General features: G+C 67.5%; 14 protein-coding genes. 5 read left to right on the plus strand and 9 right to left on the minus strand.

The features are described from left to right. Nucleotide 1: 1 nt before the first annotated feature. Both ACYU98_RS11160 and ACYU98_RS11165 read right to left on the minus strand, forming a co-directional pair. Nucleotides 2–1,129 carry a YlbL family protein gene (locus tag ACYU98_RS11160; protein ID WP_460468277.1) on the minus strand — a complete coding sequence of 376 codons (1,128 nt, stop codon included), beginning with the start codon at nt 1,127–1,129 and terminating at the stop codon, nt 2–4. Further along, entirely contained in the window at nt 1,126–1,551 is a 426-nt protein-coding gene (locus tag ACYU98_RS11165) for a molybdenum cofactor biosynthesis protein MoaE (protein WP_460468278.1), read from the minus strand. The genes ACYU98_RS11160 and ACYU98_RS11165 overlap by 4 nt, the downstream gene beginning before the upstream one ends. Nucleotides 1,552–1,698: 147 nt before the next feature. Here ACYU98_RS11165 and ACYU98_RS11170 point away from each other — a divergent pair, with 147 nt between their 5' ends. Together ACYU98_RS11170 and ACYU98_RS11175 are read left to right on the plus strand one after the other, a co-directional pair. After that, on the plus strand, nt 1,699–3,192 hold the full coding sequence (locus tag ACYU98_RS11170) for a zinc-dependent metalloprotease (protein ID WP_460468279.1): 1,494 nt from the start codon (nt 1,699–1,701) through the stop codon (nt 3,190–3,192). Further along, nucleotides 3,189–3,749 carry an NUDIX hydrolase gene (locus tag ACYU98_RS11175; protein ID WP_460468280.1) on the plus strand — a complete coding sequence of 187 codons (561 nt, stop codon included), beginning with the start codon at nt 3,189–3,191 and terminating at the stop codon, nt 3,747–3,749. The genes ACYU98_RS11170 and ACYU98_RS11175 overlap by 4 nt, the downstream gene beginning before the upstream one ends. Here ACYU98_RS11175 and ACYU98_RS11180 read toward each other — a convergent pair. After that, nucleotides 3,712–4,278 carry a M48 metallopeptidase family protein gene (locus ACYU98_RS11180; RefSeq protein ID WP_460468281.1) on the minus strand — a complete coding sequence of 189 codons (567 nt, stop codon included), beginning with the start codon at nt 4,276–4,278 and terminating at the stop codon, nt 3,712–3,714. The genes ACYU98_RS11175 and ACYU98_RS11180 overlap by 38 nt on opposite strands. Before the next feature lie 136 nt (nt 4,279–4,414). On the opposite strand from ACYU98_RS11180, the gene ACYU98_RS11185 reads away from it, so the two are divergent. Beyond that, nucleotides 4,415–5,185, plus strand: a complete 771-nt coding sequence (locus ACYU98_RS11185; RefSeq protein WP_460468282.1) for a hypothetical protein — start codon at nt 4,415–4,417, stop codon at nt 5,183–5,185. Nucleotides 5,186–5,195: 10 nt separating this feature from the next. Next, nucleotides 5,196–6,509, plus strand: coding sequence for an ABC1 kinase family protein (locus ACYU98_RS11190; RefSeq protein ID WP_460468283.1), 1,314 nt, complete (start codon nt 5,196–5,198; stop codon nt 6,507–6,509). 124 nt (nt 6,510–6,633) lie between these two features. On the opposite strand, the gene ACYU98_RS11195 is transcribed toward ACYU98_RS11190, so the two are convergent. From ACYU98_RS11195 to nudC, 4 genes are all read right to left on the minus strand, one after another. After that, on the minus strand, nt 6,634–6,945 hold the full coding sequence (locus tag ACYU98_RS11195) for a WhiB family transcriptional regulator (RefSeq protein WP_460468284.1): 312 nt from the start codon (nt 6,943–6,945) through the stop codon (nt 6,634–6,636). Between the two features lie 126 nt (nt 6,946–7,071). Next, complete coding sequence (locus ACYU98_RS11200; RefSeq protein ID WP_460468285.1) at nt 7,072–7,266, minus strand: hypothetical protein; 195 nt, start codon at nt 7,264–7,266, stop codon at nt 7,072–7,074. 134 nt (nt 7,267–7,400) lie between these two features. Next, complete coding sequence (locus ACYU98_RS11205) at nt 7,401–9,512, minus strand: ATP-dependent DNA helicase UvrD2 (protein ID WP_460468286.1); 2,112 nt, start codon at nt 9,510–9,512, stop codon at nt 7,401–7,403. Beyond that, entirely contained in the window at nt 9,509–10,468 is a 960-nt protein-coding gene (gene nudC, locus ACYU98_RS11210; RefSeq protein WP_460468287.1) for an NAD(+) diphosphatase, read from the minus strand. The genes ACYU98_RS11205 and nudC overlap by 4 nt, the downstream gene beginning before the upstream one ends. A 42-nt stretch (nt 10,469–10,510) precedes the next feature. Between nudC and ACYU98_RS11215 the strand changes: the two genes are divergently transcribed. Continuing rightward, nucleotides 10,511–11,740, plus strand: a complete 1,230-nt coding sequence (locus ACYU98_RS11215) for a phosphotransferase (protein WP_460468288.1) — start codon at nt 10,511–10,513, stop codon at nt 11,738–11,740. A gap of 16 nt (nt 11,741–11,756) precedes the next feature. On the opposite strand, the gene ACYU98_RS11220 is transcribed toward ACYU98_RS11215, so the two are convergent. Continuing rightward, on the minus strand, nt 11,757–15,125 hold the full coding sequence (locus ACYU98_RS11220) for an ATP-dependent helicase (protein ID WP_460468289.1): 3,369 nt from the start codon (nt 15,123–15,125) through the stop codon (nt 11,757–11,759). Beyond that, complete coding sequence (locus ACYU98_RS11225; protein ID WP_460468290.1) at nt 15,122–18,223, minus strand: ATP-dependent helicase; 3,102 nt, start codon at nt 18,221–18,223, stop codon at nt 15,122–15,124. The genes ACYU98_RS11220 and ACYU98_RS11225 overlap by 4 nt, the downstream gene beginning before the upstream one ends. Between the last annotated feature and the right edge of the window lie 9 nt (nt 18,224–18,232).

The raw sequence follows: 18,232 nt of genomic DNA on the forward strand, positions 1-18,232 counted from the left end.
GTTACTTAGTGCACGCCGGCATGCCGGTGCGCGCTCCGGTGGCAATCTTCTTCATCGCCGCGAGCGCCTCATCGACCGTGGCGACCTTGACGACAGTCATCCCCTTCGGGATGTTGCCGACCACCTCGTCACAGTCGCTGGCCGGAGCCAGGAAGTAGGTCGCGCCCGCATCCTTGGCGCCGACCATCTTGTGGGCAATGCCGCCGATCGGGCCGACGGAGCCGTCTTCGGAGATGGTGCCGGTTCCGGCCACCTTCTGGCCACCGGTGAGCGCGCCAGGGGTGATCTTGTCGTAGATCGCCAGGGTGAACATCATGCCGGCGGATGGGCCGCCGACATCACCGACGTTGACGCTCACCTTCGCCGGCAGGGTGTACGTCGGGTCGAGGCCGATTCCGAGGACTGCCCGTCCGTCGGTGGACTTCGCGGTCTTGGCTTGCACGGCTACCTGCTTGCCGGCCCGAAGGACCACGAGGGCCACCGTCGCGCCGGGGGTGACCTTGGCCATCGCGTCGTGGACCGTGGCGAGGTCGCTGACTTCCGTGCCGTTGACCGACACCAGTTGGTCCTTCACCTTCAGGGCCGTTCCCGAGGGCGCCTTGGGGTCAACCAACCCGATCAGGACCCTTTCCGGGACCGTCTTTCCCGCCTTGCGCAGCGCGACCACCTCAGCTGTCTCCTGCGAGTCGACCATGTCGGCGGTGTTCTGCTGTTGCACCTGCTTGCCGGTCACGCCCTTGGGGAACCACATCTCCTGCGGGTCGATTTCGGCGTTCTTTTCAAGGAACTTCGCGTGCAGGTAGTCCCACACCGACACCGGATAGTTCGGACCGCCGGCCAACGAGACGGTGGTGAAATCGAGCGATCCGGACGTCGGGTAGGTGCTGACCCCGGAGATCGAAATGATCTCCTTGTTGTCCCGCTGACCCAGAGTGTTCGTTGCCGGCCCAGGCCGCAGGATCGCGTAGGGAACGTGGATGAAGTTGAGCGCGGCAATGAGCACCACCAGCGTCGCGGTGATCGCCAACAGCACGATGTTGCGGGTGCTGACACCCTCTGGCTTGGCCGTGGCGGTCGCACCACCGGTGGCCCCGTCGCCAGTGGTCGGGTTCACGTCGCCTTCGGTCATGCCAGTCCTACCCATTCGTCGCTGCCGTCGGTGAATCCCTGCTGCTTCCAGATCGGCACGGCAGTTTTCAGCTCGTCGATCAGACGCCGACAAGCATCCAGGGCCGCTGCGCGATGTGGAGCGCTGACGGCCACCACGACCGCGAGGTCGCCCACTGCGAGGTGGCCGATGCGGTGGACTGCCGCCGCCTTGGTCACCTCGTCGCCCAACACCCGGTCACACACGTCGCGCAGCTGCTCGACCGCACTCGGGTGGGCGCTGTAGTCGAGCCCGACGACGCCCTTTCCACTGTCGTGATCGCGGACAACGCCGACGAAGAGCGCGATGCCGCCGGCCCGCGGGTCTCGTACGGCTTCGGTCACTTCGTCGACCGACAACGGGGTGTCGCGGATGTCAGCCAACGTGACTCTTACGTCGTGCATATGTTTCACCTTCCGGTTGCTGGTCGTAGCGTAGGTGGTGAGCACCCCGTGTTCCCTGTGCGCTTGCCCAGGGAACGAATCCAGCACCGCCTCGGTTGTCGCAGACAGTGATCAAAATCTGCCGACAACCACCTGCGAAGGAGCGTCATGACCGATGACCAGCCTCGTCCGGACGAGGACGGCGAACCCGATTTCAACGAATTGCTGCGCAACCTGATGGGCGGCGACTCCGCGCAGATGAGCGAGACCCTCTCGCAGCTCGGGCTCGGCCACATCGATCCGGCCCAATTCCAGCTGATGCAACAACAAATGGCCGCGATGATGTCCGGCTCCGACGAGGGCGGCTTCAACATGGACGCCGCCCGCGACGTCGCCCGGCGCACCCTGTCCGAAGGCGGTGACCCGAGCATCGGCGCGGCGACCGCCCGCGATGTCGATCAGGTCGTCTCAGTCGCGAACCTCTGGCTCGACCAGACAACCGATTTTCCCTCGACGGGCGCCGGCAAGGCGTGGAGCCGGTCGGAGTGGGTCGAGGCAACGATGCCGACCTGGCGCCGGCTGGTCGAACCGCTGGCCACCGCCGTCAACGACGCCGTACGAACGGCGATGCACGAGCAGATCGGCCGCCTCGGCTCGGAACAGTTCGGCATGCAACCGCAGATGATGGGCCAGATCGAACCGATGCTGGCCAAGATGAGCAGTGCGGTGTTCGCGATGCAGCTCGGCCAGGCGGTCGGCACCCTCGCCACCGAACTAGTGACCGGCACCGAGGTCGGCCTGCCGTTGACCGAAGGGCAACCGGCGGTCATCCTCCCCAGCAATGTCGGCTCCTTCGCCGAGGGCCTCGGCCTGGACACCGGTGAGGTCCACCTCTACCTCGCGGTCCGCGAGGCGGCCCGCACCCGCCTGTTCGACAGCGTTCCGTGGCTTGGCCCGGCGCTGATCGCGGCCGTGCAGTCCTACGCCGCCGACGTCACTGTCGACTCCGAAGGCATCGAGCGCGCCTTGTCCCAGACCGACATGCAGGACCCAGAAGCGATGCAGGAAGCGCTGTCCGGTTCGATGTTCCGCCCGCAACCGAGCGAGAATCAGCAACGCGCGCTTGCCCACTTGGAGACGCTGCTGGCTCTGGTCGAAGGCTGGGTCGACGTCGTGTCAGACCACGCCGTACGCCCGCATCTCCCCCACGCAGACGCACTCTCCGAGGCCGTACGCCGTCGGCGCGCCACCGGCGGTCCGGCAGAGAAGGTCTTCGCGAGCCTGGTCGGACTGGAATTGCGACCTCGCCGGCTGCGCGACGCCGCCGCTCTGTTTGCTGCCCTGGAAGACGCGCGGGGTGCTGACGGGCGCGACGCCGCGTGGAAGCACCCCGACTTCGCGCCGACCGCCGCCGACCTCGACGATCCCTCGGGCTATGTGTCCGGTGAGAAGCCAGCGATCGGCCAGCATCAGCCGGAGCCGGACGAGATGGATGACGCCCTCGCAGCGCTGCTCGCTCAGGGCCGCGCGGAGATGGACGCCGGTGAGACGCCCACCGCCAAACCCGACGCGGGCGACAAACCGGCCACCGGCGACGCCACCGACACCGATGGCGACGCAGATGACCCCACTGCTGGTGACGAAGGTCCGACCGGCGCGTGAGCTTCGCCGAACTCCGGGCCGACGCCACGCGTCTGCTCGCCGACTGGATCGCGCCCGACGAGGGTTCCGAACGGCTGCGCCTGGCCTATCTGAGCCACCTCGAGCAACACAGCGACGCGATGAGTCGGGATGGGGTGGTCGATCACCTGACCGGCAGTGGATTCGTGTTCGACCCCACGCTCGACCACGTCGCGATGGTCTTCCACGGCAAGGCGAAGCTCTGGTTGCAGCCCGGCGGACACTTCGAGGAAGGCGATCGGAGCGTGGTGGGGGCCGCGCTGCGGGAGATCAGAGAAGAGACCGGGCTCGACGTCGCAGACGAGAGCGTACGAGTGGTTGACCTGCACCACCACCAGTTGCCTGCCGCGTTCGGCCGCTGCCGATCCCACCTCGACCTGCGGGTCGGCGCCGTATTGACCCACCCGCAGACGGTGGTGGTCTCGCCCGAGTCAGAGGAGGTCCGCTGGTGTCCGGTCCAGCAGTTGCCCACCCCGACCGACCCCGACCTGCCGGCAACGATCAGGCGGGTGCGGCGTCTGCTGCTGGACCGTCGCTGAGGTCGTCCAACTCATCGAGCGCGGGCAGGCTCGCACCGAAGCTGGCTCCGGCCAGATAAGCCTCGGCGCGTTCCCGCTGGCGATAGCCGGCCAACAGGGCGTGGAAGGACCGGCCGTGGTCGGGTTGGAGCAGGTGAGCCAGTTCGTGCAACAGCACGAAGTCAATGACGTAGTCGGGCATCCCCTGCAGCCGTGACGAAAGCCGAATTTCCCTGGTCACCGGGGTGCAAGAACCCCAGCGCGACCGCTGATTGGTCACCCACCGCACCGATGCCGGAACCGCGAGGCCGCCGAGATGGGTGCGGGATAGCCGGGTCGCGCGTTCGGCCAAGGCCAGGTCGGTGGGCCGGCTTCCGCGCTGTTTGGCAACTACCCGGTTGACCAACCCGGGAACGATCCGATCGACCTCTGCCCGGCTGAGGTGAGCTGGCACGCGAACCACAATCCGCCCGTCGACGAAGGCCGCGGACGCCGAGCGCTGTCGCCGCGCTGAGCGGACGATCTCGACCTCGGGCTGCGCGGCATCCATCCCTGCAAGATACGTCGTCGACGGCCGCCGGAGAGCAACACGCGCCGCGGCTGTGGAAACCGGCATGCCTGTGGAGAAGTAGCGCCGGAAAATTCCACCGCACGCCATGCTGGCTCCTCGCCCGAGGGGAGCAACCATGGACCAACCACATTTCCGTGCACTGCGCTGCGGTCCCGACCGCGTGGTGCTCGGCATTTCGAGCCGCCACCCGCAGTTGTTGACCGGGCTGCCGGTTGCCGTGGTCGACGATCTTCTGCAGCTTCCCCCGCTGAGCGCGGCTCGGTGGCCGCAGGTGTTCCAACGCTCCGGGAATCGTCACCTCACCTCCTTGTTGCGCACCGCCATGGCCCGGATGGAGCCGACCGATCTGCGGGGGTTGCGGGTGGGTGTCGAGGGCGAGGGCCCGGTCGCCGACGACGTACGGTCGCTGCTGCATGACCTCGGTGTCAGCGACGGTTCACACCCCGACGTACGCGTCATGATCGGTGGTCCGGTCGATCTCGATCCGCTTTCCGCGCCCGGCCCCCACCTGGTTCTGCCGGTCGAGGTCGGCAGCGACCAGGTGGTCGTCGGCCCCCTACTGCGGCCCGACGACGGGCCGTGTGCGCGCTGTCTGCATCTGCGTCGGGCGGATCAGTTCGGCCCATGGCCGCTGGTGTTGGCCCAACTCCGCACCGTACGAATCAGTGAGGGTCCGGTGTCGACCGCGCCGGAGCTGAGTCGGATGGCGACCGGTTTGGTCGGTCTCGTCCTGCGCGGAATGGCCGCCGGCCACCCGATCACACCGGGCCTCGCACTCGCCGTCACCACTCCGGAACCGGTGGTGGAACACCGATTCTGGCCGATCCACCCGCGCTGTCATTGCTCCGGGATGTCGTTGGTCGGAGGTCTTGAGGTCGCTGGGTGACAATGGGGTTATGAGCGAAATCCCCCGCAAGGCTGTCGTACGCACCGCGCGACTGGCGAGCCTTCCGCTCGGGATCGGCGCCCGGGCCGCGCTCGGTGTTGGAAAGCGGATCGGCGGGCAGCCGGCCGAGGCCGTCGCGGCCGCCATGCAGGAACAGACCGCCGCCCAACTGTTCAAAGTTTTGGGTGGTCTCAAGGGTGGCGCGATGAAGTTCGGCCAGGGCCTGTCGATGTTCGAGGCCGCCCTGCCCGAGGAAATGGCCGCCCCCTACCGGGCGACGCTCACCAAGCTGCAGGACTCCGCGCCCTCGATGCCGGAGAAGACTGTCGTGCAGGTTCTGGGCGCTCAATTCGGGGCTGACTGGCGCGACCGATTTACCTCGTTCGAGATGAAGCCGGTGGCGAGCGCGTCGATCGGCCAGGTGCACCGTGGTGTCTGGGAGGACGGCCGCGACGTCGCGGTGAAGATCCAATACCCCGGGGCAGCCAAGGCATTGATGTCCGACCTCAACCAGTTGAGCCGGGTGGCGAAGATCAGCACCCTGTGGGTTCCCGGCCTCGACGTCGGTCCGATCCTGGATGAACTGAAGGCCCGGATGAGCGAGGAGACGAACTACCTGCTCGAGGCGCAGATGCAGGACCAGTTCGCCGAGGCCTATGCGGACAGCGATCACGTGCACGTCCCGGCGCTGATCGAGGCCACCGAAACGGTGATCGTCAGCGAATGGATGCACGGCACCCCGCTGTCGCGAATCATCTCCGACGGCACGCCCGGCCAGCGGGACCTCGCGGCCCGTCGATACCTGGAGTTCCTGCTCGGCGGCCCCGAACACGCCGGACTGCTCCACGCCGACCCTCACCCCGGCAACTTCCGATTGCTCGATGACGGACGTCTTGGGGTGCTCGACTTCGGCGCGGTCAACCGATTGCCCGATGGGCTGCCCACGGCACTCGGTGAGATCGCCAGTCAAGCCATGCTCGGCGATGGCGAGGCCCTGCTGGAGGTGCTGCGTGACCACGGCTTTGTTCGCTCCAGCATCCAGGTCGACCCAGACCGACTGCTGGACTACCTCGGCGTCTTCGTGGAGCCATTGCTGCAGGACCAATTCCGGTTCACCCGCGCTTGGCTGCGTGGGGTGTTCAACCACATCAACGATCCGCGCAGTTCACGGTTCACTGTCGGTCTACAGCTGAACCTGCCGCCGGAGTTCGTGCTGATCCACCGCACCTGGCTCGGCGGTATCGCGGTGTTGTGTCAGATCGAGGGGACGGTGCCCGCGCGTGACATCTTCGCCGAGTGCGTTCCGGGTTCCATCGGCCGCTAAAGGTCATAAACGGCAGTGACTCCCTGCCCCTGGAGCACCAACCCGCTGATGAGCGAGGCAGTCTTCCAAGGGCAGGGAGCCACATACCGAAGGCGGCGACCGGCCACGCCGGTCCGGGAAACGGTCACGCCGCGACCGGGTTCTTCCGTGGCCGCCCACGCGGCCGTTTGCGGGCGATCACGACACCCTGGTCGAAGATCTCTCCACCCCAGACGCCCCATGGCTCTTCCCGCTCCAGCGCACCGGCGAGGCACTCCTGTTGCAGCGGACAGGTGCCACACAACGCCTTCGCGAACTCGACGTCCTCGGGGCGCTGCGCGAACCACATCTCCGGGTCGTTGACCTGACAAGGAAGGTCAAGGCCTTCCTCGACGGCCGCAAACGTCTGATCGATGAACCCGCTCAAACTGATCTGTTGCTGATCGACATCACACATGTCTGGTCGTTCTCTCTGGTCGTTCCTGCTTGGAAGGGCGACCGCGGCGGACAAACACAAAAGCCGCGGACCCATGTTCACTGGGGTTCCGCGGCCTTGGTAAGGACCGATCATCTGTGGGTCAGATCAGATCGAGGTCCTCCCGGCAGCGGAGACAACTCCGGCGAAGGGGGAAATGCGCTCACGCTTCGAGAAAGCCGACGCGGACACAGTGGTCCCCTGGGTCGACGCCGGGACGGCGGCGAGGATCGGCAAGGTCGAGTGCATGACGCAACCGTCGAACGTATCGTTCGACAGCACCTGGGTGAGGTTCTTCTTCATCTCGCCAACCCTCCTTTCATCTGATCCCGGCCCCGATCGACCTGTGGTCAACCGAGCTGAACGGGATTCAGGCTAATCGCCTTGTCTCATGACGGGCAACTTATTTTCACGTCGAATTTCTGTGAATTCTTCGGTCACTCGGATTCTGTTGCAGCACAAGCAATTTCGATCATCTTCTCGACATCTTCGCCGCGCAGAACACCAAGGACGGCAGCGCCGTAGCGGTCGAGCTTGGTGCGTCCGACCCCTGAGACGGTCGACAGGCCACGCTCATCGGGCGGGTTCTTCTCCGCGATCGCGATCAAGGTCGCGTCAGTGAAGATCACGAACGCTGGCACTCGCTGCCGGTCGGCAACGGCCTTGCGCCAGGTGCGCATCGCTTCGAAGGTCTGCTCGTCATAGGTCGGCGGGCAATCGGCGCAGCGGCCGATCTTGCGTTCGGCGGCGAGGTAAAGGTCCTTGCCGCAGCCGCGGCAGCGTACGGCGCGGGCTCGCTCGGAGGTGCGGCCCCGGACGGGGGCGGCCCGACGCCGCGGAGCGACGCCATCCAGGACCCGATCGGCCGCGTTCAGGAACCGGCTGACCGACCTCGTGGGCTTGCCGCCCGGTTGTCGCGCCGCCGCCCAGGTCAGCACCAAGTGGCGGCGGGCACGGGTGAGCCCGACGTAGGCCAGCCGGCGCTCCTCCTCGATCGCGTCCGGGCCTTCAGCATGGGACAACGGCAGCAGTCCGTCCGAGCAGCCGGCCAGGATCACCGCATCCCACTCCAGCCCCTTTGCGGCGTGCAGGGATGCCAGGGTGACACCCTCGACCGCCGGGGCATGCTGTTCGGCCGCGCGCCGGTCGAGTTCGGCGACAACTTCGGGCAGCCTGGCCTCAGGGGTGTTGCGGGCAACCTCGTCGGCCACCGACGCGAGCGCCTCCAATGACTGCCAGCGCTCCAACAGCGCGCCACCGGACGGCCGATCGGGCTGCCACCCGGCGCCGCTGATCACGTCGCGAACCAAACGCCCCAGCGCGATGCTGCCGTCGTCGGAGCGCGCGGCGCCGCGCAGCAACAAGACCGCCTGGCGCACTTCTTGCCGGCGGAAGAAGCGCTCCCCGCCGCGCACCAGATAGTTGATGCCGGCCTGGGCGAGCGCTTGTTCGAGCGGCTCGGATTGCGCGTTGATGCGATACAACACAGCGATCTGGGAGTGCGGAACACCTTGCGCCACAAGGTCATTGACGTGGCCCGCAATCGCCTCTGCTTCGGCGACGTCGTCGGCGTATTCATGGATCCGAACCGCCGGACCCTGTTCACCCTGAGCCTGCAACGGCACCGCGTTGCCACCGCGCGCGGCGGACAACACCGCATTGGCGACCTGCAGGATCTGCGGTGTTGAGCGGTAGTTGCGCACCAGTCGTACGGTCGAAGACCCGGGGTGGCGCCGGCCGAACTCCAGCAGATGCTGGGCCGAGGCGCCGGTGAAGGAGTAGATCGTCTGGGCGGGGTCGCCGACGACACACACGTCGTTGCGGTCGCCCAGCCACAGGTCGAGCAAGGTCTGCTGGACCGCATTGACGTCCTGATACTCATCGACCACGAAGTGGCGATACTGCGACCGCACCTCACGGGCGACGTCGTCGCGCTCGGCGAGGAAACCAGCCATCAACAGCAAGACGTCCTCGAAGTCGATGACATGGCGCTCGGTTTTGACCTCTTCGTAGGTCTCCCAGAGCCGGGCCATTGCGGTGTGGTCGAGGTCGGCAACCTTCCGCCCCAACCGGGCGGCCTGGGCCGGATAGACCTGCGGCGTCAGCATGCTGACCTTTGCCCATTCGATCTCCGAGGCGATGTCGCGAATGGCCAATCGATCCAGTTCCAGCCGCAACCGGCCACCAGACTCACCGACCGCGGCCGCTTTGTGGCTCATGATCTCCGGCGGCGCACCGCCGATGACCTTCGGCCAGAAGTGGCCGAGTTGGCGCAGCGCTGCAGCGTGGAAGGTTCGGGCCTGGACGACCGGCAAGCCCAGGCCGCGCAGACGGGTGCGCATCTCCCCTGCAGCCCGCGCGGTGAAGGTCACTGCCAGCACCCGGTTCGGCGCGTAGGCGCCGGAGTGGACGCCATAAGCGATGCGGTGGGTGATGGCCCGCGTCTTCCCGGTTCCGGCGCCAGCCAGCACGCACATCGGCCCCAGCGGGCTAGCCGCCACCTCGCGTTGTTCGGGGTCGAGCCCCTCGAGTACTTCGTCAGGCGTCATGCGGGGTCGCCAGGTTGCGGCGGCACCGCGCCATACCAACGCTCGATGAGGTGGCGCGCGATCGACAGCTGAGGGGGCACCGTGACTTCGCCCGATGCCATGGCGGCGCGCAACTCCTCGCGAGAGAACCAGCGCGCACTACGAATCTCGCCCGGGTCGATGGTGATGTCGGTCGAGATCGCACGCGCCTCGAAGCCCACCATCAACGACGCCGGCATCGGCCATGGCTGGTTGTCGACATAGCTGACCTCACCCACTCGGATGCCCACCTCCTCCATCACCTCGCGCCGCACGGTCGCTTCGAGCGACTCACCAGGTTCCAGGAAACCAGCGAGCACCGACAACCCACTCGGCAGCCGAAACCGGGTGCCCTGGGCCAGCAGCAGGCGATCGTCGTCGTCGACGACGGACATGATCACCGCGGCGTCGGTGCGCGGGAACGTACGCAGTCCGCATCGGTCGCAAGCGTGAACCCAGCCGGCTTCCTCGATCCGCGTCGCGGACCCGCAGCGCGAGCAAAAACGTTGCATCACATGCCAATTGGACATCGCCGCGCCCGTCACGGCGACGCCCAGGTCAGCGACGGTCAGCGCCGAAGCGATCGACCGGAGGCTGCGGTAGGTCTCTGCCGCCGGCCGGCCCAACGCGGTAGGACCCTGCGCCGCGTCGCCACCCTCGGCCAGGGGCTCCCCCAGCAGTGCGATCACCGCTCTGCCGTCCTGACGTCCGAGGTAACACCAGGCCACTGTGTCATCGCCGTCGGCCGGCGCCCGGAACGCCAAGGCGGCCGGTTCGCCAACCACCGGCATCCGCGCGCCGCGCATGTCCAGGACCCGGGTCTGCGGGTCAGCCAGCAGTCGGTCCCGTAGTCCGTGGTCGAATCTTGCTGCGGCGTCCCGGTCAAGGGTGCCGGCGGACAGCATGGGTGTTCTGCGAGTTTCTAGGGGATCGGCCACGGCTCCCAGGCTAGGCGACGCGTCTCGCGTAGCGTGACCCCCGTGCTGCGCCACCCGAATGCCCTCGCTGCCCTCGCCGACGCCGCGCTGCCGCGGCTGATGCCACGCTCGGTAGCCGACGTGCCGACGCGGGTTACTGACAAATTCCAGGAAGCCGTCGTCGTCGGGGCCGATGACCAGCAATGGACAGTACGCGTCTCCCGCACCCCCGCTGCGGCTGCCGCGGCGGAGCAGGCCGACGCGTTCCTTGCGCTGCTGGCCAAGCGGGTTCCCTTCGCTGTGCCCCAGACCGAGGCCCGGATGATGCTGGCCGACCACAACCTGGTGACCCTGCACCCGTTGCTCCCCGGCAACCCGGCGACGTGGCGCAACCTGCGCGGTGGAAGCACCCTCGCGCGCAGCGTGGGCGAGGCACTCGCCGCGCTGCACGACGTCGACCCCCGCATCGCCGACGAGGCATCGATTCCCGTCTACGACGCTGATTCCTATCGCTCTCGGCGGCTCGCGGTGCTCGATCGCGCCGCCGGAACGGGGTTGGTGCCTTCGGGACTGCTGACTCGCTGGGAACGCGCCCTGGAAGAGGTCACGCTCTGGCGCTTCCCGACCTGCATCACGCACGGTCCGCTGGAGGCCCGCGACGTGCTGGTCGACGATCACGTGCGCGCGATCACCGGGTGGGAGAACGCCTCGGTTGCCGACCCCGCTGACGATTTCGCGGCCATCGTCGCCCTTGCTCCGACCGAAGCCCTCGACACGGTGCTCGAGGTCTACTCCGCCCATCGCTGCGAGGCCCCCGACAACCACCTCGAGCGCCGCGCGCGGTTGTCCGCCGAACTGCAACGGATCACGGCTTTGTTGGAAGCGATCGGTACGGGCGACGACGGCTTGATCGATCGGCGCGCCGCAGCGCTGCGCCGACTCGACGAGCAGACCGTCGACGACACCTCGCTGCAGCCGCGTCCGCCCACGCGCAATCCGTCGATGGCCGACGATTCCGAGCACCCCGCGCGGTCCGAGGACCCGACGGCGCCTGCGGGCCTCGATGACGTCGATGACGTCAGTGACACCCCTGGCGGCGACGCCCAGCCGGGGCACGACAGCATCCTCGACTCCAACTCGCTCGACCCCGAATCCACATCCGAACTCAGCTCGGACGATCGTTGCGCGGAGGACCTTTCCACGGAGGAAGACGAAGCGTTGCGGACCGACGACACCCAGGAGATCCCAACCGCTCGGTCCCCGGAAGATTCCCGCACTCAGCGCGAGGACTGAGCTTCGTGGAGGACTGTCAGCCCTGAACCTGCGGAATCGACTCGAACATTCGCGCGATCGCGTCATCCGCAGGGAGCACCGGCCGAATCGTCTCGCCCGTCACAGCGTAGTAGAACGCCACGTCGACTCGCTCGGCGGCCAGCCCGTTTAGTCGGGCGTAGGCGAGGCGGTAAGCCGCCAGTTGGAGCACTCGGGCCGAGGCGGTCAGGCCCGTGGGTGGCCGACCGGTTTTCCAGTCGACGATCGTCACCCGCCCGTCGTCCTGCGCGAAAACCGCGTCGATGCGGCCACGGACGGAAACGCCGTTGATCCAGGTCTCCACAGGCACCTCAATGGCCACCGGCGTTCTGGCTGCCCATTCCGACTCCAGGAACTGAGCCTTCATCAGATCGAGGTCTGCGTCAGGATCGGCTTCCAGATCGAAGGCTCCCGGCAACTCGTCGACATCGACCAAGGCGGCCTGTTGGTAGTGCTGCTCGACCCAGGCGTGGAAGCGGGTGCCGCGACGGGCGGCGACCGCCGGCCGGCTCGGCAACGGTCGTCTCAGAGAGCGCGCGAACTCCTCCGGGTCAGTGGCGAGTTGTACGACGGCCGAGGCAGACAGGTGAGACGGCAACAGCACCGAAGGGCGCCGGCGGGCCGTCGACCGAGCTCGCTCTTGCAGCAGGATCCGCAGCTCCCGGCGTCGGGCTCGTTCGTCGGATCCGAACTGCGCGTCATCGACCGCGATCGAGCCCAGCGGATCGCGATCGTGTGGTCCGGCGGCCGTTCGAATGTCGCGCACAGCCCGCCATCCCGCGGACAGCTGCTCTCGCCGGTGGGCCAACGGGTCGTCCGGCCACGAGACGGTGACGTCGGTGGCCAGCCGCGGGTTCTCATCCTCCGGACCACCCGGCAGCGCGGTGTTGGGTTCCGGCGCCACGAGTCCGGCGTCGATCAATTCGCCGAGGAACCGCGAAATCAGGCGTGGGTATTTTCCGGTGAACCAGACCGAGGAGGTCAACAGCAGGTCGTGCTTGGCCCGGGTCAGGGCGACGTAGGCCAAGCGACGTTCCTCCCCAAGACTGTGTTCGCCCGCAGCCCGTTTGAACTCCTCGACCGCTTCCCGAAATTCTTTGATGTCGTCGGCGCCGGCGAGATCCAGTTCCGGGAGGGCCTCGCGGTCACCACGCAACGCGTAGGGCACCGAATCGAGGCCGCTGAGCCAACCGCTGTCGTTGACCGCCCAGGTCGACCGGTCGCGGGGATCGCCATCCTTGCCGAGCCCCCAGCCACTGCCGTCTTTCTTGAAGCTTGGTCGACCGTTATGGGCCGGGAACACCCCTTCGACCAGTCCGGGGACTGCAACGTGGTCCCACTCCAGACCCTTGGCGGCGTGGATGGTCAGGACCTGCACTGCGCCGTAGGCCGCCTCAAGCTCCGGACGGTCCAGACCGCGCTCTTCATCCTCGGCCGCATCGAGCCAGCTGAGGAATCCGGACAAGGTCGGTCGATCGGCACTCGCCGAGAAGTGCGTTGCGACGTCAGCGAACGCATCGAGGTGAACACGCGCCGATTCGGCGGAGTGGCCGGGCCGAGAGAGGACCTCGATGTCGAGCCCGAGCGCCCGCTCCGCCTCGCCGACGAGTTCCGCAAGAGGCAGACCGGTCAGCGACCGCAGGGTGGTGATGGTTCCGGCGAGTCCGGCCAGTCGCGCTCGAGCGGGAACGGACAGTTGCTCCGCATCCGGGCCTGTCCACTGCAGGGGCGGCAGAGTTTCCAAGGCCTCGATGATCGAGACCCGGTCACGGGTGTCGGGCGCCTGGTCGCGTTGCTCGCGCGGAATCAGGGCCTGCTGTTCACGGGACAACTGGGTCGCCCAGGCGGCCAGCGCGTCGATGTCGGAGGCGCCAAGTCGGAGCGCGGGACCCACAAGCAGCCGCATCAGTCGGTCGCCCCGGGTGGGGTCCTGCACCGCCCACAACAGAGCGACGAGATCGGCAACCTCGGGAGTCATCAACAGACCGCCGACGCCGACGACTTCGACCGGCAGGTTGGCCGCCTCCAGTGCATCAACGACAAAAGGAAACAGCGACCGTTTCCGACACAACACCGCGGCGCTCGGCAGCAACCCGTCGTCGCCCGGGACCCAACGCTGCGCGATCCAACGGGCGACGTGGGTGGCTTCCTCCTCGATCGTCAGCAATCGCGCCGCGTCGACACGGCCCTGCGCTGCCGCCGGGCTCGGGTGGAGCGCCGACACCGGCACAACACTCGCCCCTCGCAGTGGCGCAGCCGCTCGGTTGGCAACGTCGAGCACCGCACGGTCGTTGCGCCAACTGGTCGACAGCGGACGGATGGTCGCAGTGCCATTCGCGTCGGCGAACTGCTCCGGGAACGATCCAAGAGTGGTAGCCGAGGCCCCGCGCCAGCCATAGATCGACTGGTGGGGGTCGCCCACGGCGGTCACCGGCACCGGCTCGTCCGCGGTCACGAAGAGCGCCTTCAGCAACTGCAGTTGCGCCTCGCTGGTGTCCTGGAACTCATCCAGCAACACCACCCGGAAGCGCCGGCGCTCAAGGGTTCCAACCCCTGGGTGTTGCTGGGCCAGGCGGGCGGCGAGCGCCATCTGGTCGGCAAAGTCCAGCGCGGCGCGGGAACGCTTCATCTCGTCGTAGGCCCGCACTATTGGCAGGATCGCGCGGCGAGCCTCGACCGAGTCCAGGAACGTTCGGTCGCCCGCCGTGAGCCCCTTGATCCGAGCCGTTGGCCGCATCGAGCGGATGTTCTCGGCGGTTGCTCGCAGTTCCTCATCGACCTCGTCGACGCCCAGCAAATGTTCGGCCATCTCACCCGCGAGAGCGGTGACGGCAGCAATCACGGTGGACTCCGCATTTGCTACGGCTTCCATATCGCCGGAGTAACGCTCGACCACCTCCGCGGCGTATTGCCACGCCGCCGCCTCGGTGAGCAGCCGCGCGTCGGGCTCAACACCTACGCGCAGGCCTTGCTCACGCACCAGTCGGCCGGCGTAGGAGTGATAGGTCAGAACGGTGGGCGCATCGCTGAGGCCGAGGGTTCCGTCGTCGTCAACCTCCGGCGTCCATAATCCCGCCTCCTGCAGGCTGCGCAACCGACCACTAATCCGTTCAGCCAGTTGACCGGCGGCTTTGCGGGTGAAGGTGAGCCCCAGCACCTGATCGGGCTGCACGAACCCGTTGGCGACGAGGAAGACCACGCGCGAAGCCATCGTCTCGGTCTTGCCGGACCCGGCCCCCGCCACCACCAGCATCGGTCGGGTGGCATCCGCCTCGATGATCGCCTGCTGCTCGGGCGTCGGGGTGAACTGGCCCAAAGCTTCGGCGATGTGGGCTGCCGAATAGGTCACGCCGGTCAGCGCACTCATGATGCCGCTCCTTCCGCCGCCGCCGGGCAGGCTCGTCGCACCGGACAGATCTGACACTGCGGACCGGGGGTCGCGGTGAAGTCCGCGCCGCCCATTCCCTCCGCAGTCGCCTGCAACAGCTCGCCGGCCCACTGCGGGTCAACGGTCTTGGCAAGTGGCGCCTGACGCTGCAGATCGACCCCGGAGCTAGCAGCCTTACCCACCTGGAGCAGGGCAGCACCGCCGGAGGTATCGCCGTGATCGGGGAATGCCTGGGATTCCACCGCCCACTGGTAGGCCGCCAGCTGCGGATGCTCCTCCAGTTCCTTGCGGCTCGGCTTGGAGCTGCCGGTCTTGAGGTCGATGATCCGCAGGCCGTGATCGTCGTGTCGTTCGAGACGGTCGACCCGACCCTTGAGGCGTAATCGGTCTTCGGTGACATCGAACGCGATCTCCACCTGAACCTTGGTCCATCCTTCGTCGGCAGCCGCCGCAATGTAGGAACGCACCCGCTCGAGCATGCCGATCGCCAGCTCCTTTTTTTGCCGACCGATCCAGGTGTCGCCCAGCCCGAGCTGGCCCCATCGTTCGTGGAGTGCGGGAATCATCCGGTCGGGGTCGTCGTCACCGAACTCGGCTGCGATCTCATGGACCAGGGTTCCCAGGCTGGCCGCGCCGATGTCCGGGCCTTGCCCGCCACGCGAGGACAGGAACCAGCGCAGCCCGCATTGCGCGAAGTCGGAGACTTTCGAGGGCGATACGGTGACCTGCTGATCAGGCCGGCGAACCGGGTTCAGACTGGACAGATCGTGGAATGCCCACCAGGAATCCGGGTCGGCGCCCGGTACTGCGAGGTCGTCGAGCTCGGCGAGCAGCGACGCCGCGCGATCGGGTGGAAGAACTCCGCCGCCGGGCACCAATTCGCGGCGCAACTCGGCGACCATCGCGCGCAGCGTCAGCGAGCGCCCGACGCCGGTGAACGGCCGTGGCCGATCTAACGGGTCGACCAGGTCGAGGTAGACGCTCGGCTGCTCCTCGTCGGAGCGCACGGCGGTGACCAGCACCCGCTCCGAGGCTCTGGTGAGTGCAACGTGGAACTGTCGTGTCTCGTCATAGCGCACTGCTGCGGCTTGCGCCCGCAGGTCGTCGGGTCGTCCGGTCAGGGCGTCGACCAACGCCTCGGAGCCGAGCAGCGAGCCACGCAACCGCAGGTCTGGCCAGACGCCTTCCTGCACGCCCGCGACCACCACGAATTGCCACTGCCGACCAGCCGCCGCTGCGGTCGTCAAGAGATCGACCGCTTCCCGCGCCGGAGCCGCAGAAGTCATCCGGTCGCCAGGCACCTCCTGCTCGCGGATGTGGTCGAGAAAACCAGCCGGTGACACCCCTTCGAGTCGGTCGACATAGGCCTGGGCCGCGCTGAAAAGCGCCACCACCGCATCGAGGTCGTGGTCGGCCCGCGTCCCCGCCTGTCCACCGGCAACGGCAACTTTCGCCCACCCGTCGGCAATACCCGCCGCTGACCACATCGCCCACAGCACCTGCTCCGCATCGGCCCCGGGTTCGTCCCAGGCGGCGACTGCTGCGGCGATCATTCGAGACACCAGCAGCATTGGATTCGCGATCGGCCCGAGAGTGACCAACACGTCGGGTCGGTGAATCGAGTCGGTCATCATCTCGTCGGCCGTCCGGCCGCCCCCATCAGCCAGTTCCATCGCCCGCAGCGCCCGACGGAGTCGGCGGATGGTCAGAGAATCGGCTTGAGCCAGAGGCGAAGTCAGCACATCGCAGAGTTCGTCGGCGGTCCAGCTCGGCAGTTGTCCGGCGGCGATGTCGCGAGCCACCTCGAAGACTGCCAGCAACGGTCGTACCGCCGGTTCATCGCGCAGCGCGAGGACGGTGGGCGGAACCGCCACCGGAACCCCGGCGACCTGCAGTACCCGGCGCAATCCGGTCAGCCGGCTCTGCCCACGGGTCAGCACCGCCATTTGGGACCACGGGACGCCCCGTTCGAAATGGGCGCGGCGCAGTTCGGCAGCGATGTGGGCCGACTCCTGACTGACAGCCTTGAACAGGGCGACCTCGGCCGACCCCTGCCGCAATGTTTCGGGACGTCGATGGTCGACTCCGGCGACCGCACCGATCCGGTCGGTGACGCGGCCGGCCGCGACCGCGATCGCGCTGGGCAGCCGGTAGGACCGAGACAGGACGAAGCGCGCAGGCTCCCCCGAGCGCGCAGCGAGAGCCCCGAACAGGCTTGGGTCTGCGCCACGGAAGGTCTGCACGGCCGCGTCGGGATCACCGATCAGCACCAACCGGGTGTTCGGACCAACCAGCAGACCGATCAACCGGACGGCGGCCCGCGTCAGCTCCTGGGCGTCATCAACCACGATCAGCCGCAGTTCGTCGTGCAGCTGCGCGAGTTGTTCCGGCTCCGTCTCGAGGAGGTCGGCGGCCCCACTCATGATCCACGCCGGGTCATAAGCGCCCGGCCGCGACAGCGCTGTGACTTGGTCGTATTCGTCGAGGACCTCGGCGGCAGCTAGCCAGGCGGTGCGTTCATGTTCCTGACCCAGCGCTCGCAGTTGCTCGGCGTCGATCCCCCACTCCACGGCGCGCATCAACAGGTCGCGTAGTTCGTGGCGAAAGCCCTTGGTGGGCAAGGCTTCTCGCAGAAAGTCCGGCCAGTTCGGGGCGGGCGCATCGCCGCGCGCGTGGCCCGCTAACAGCTCCGCGAGGATCACGTCTTGTTCGGGGCCGGTCAGCAGACGAGGCGCTTCACGTCCGGCGAGGGTCGCCAGCCGACGCAGGATGCCGAACCCGAGCGCTTGCGGGGTTCGGGCCATGGGGGCCGAGGACGATGTCGTCAGGCGCGCCGCTGCCACCTCGCGCAGCGCCGCCGCCTGGAGCCGGGTGGGCGCCAGGATCACGCAGCTGTCGGCCGGCAGGCCGCCGGCGTGGGCATGCACCACGGCCTCGACCGCGACCACACTTTTACCCGTCCCTGGCGCTCCCAACACCAACCGGGAAGCCGAAGGATCCTCGACCGCGGCGCGCTGGACAGCATCGAGCACCGGCACCGTGGTGGTGCTGCCCGGTGTGCGAACGAGTTCGACCATGCGGACCAT

This window comes from Calidifontibacter terrae (genome assembly GCF_054778835.1).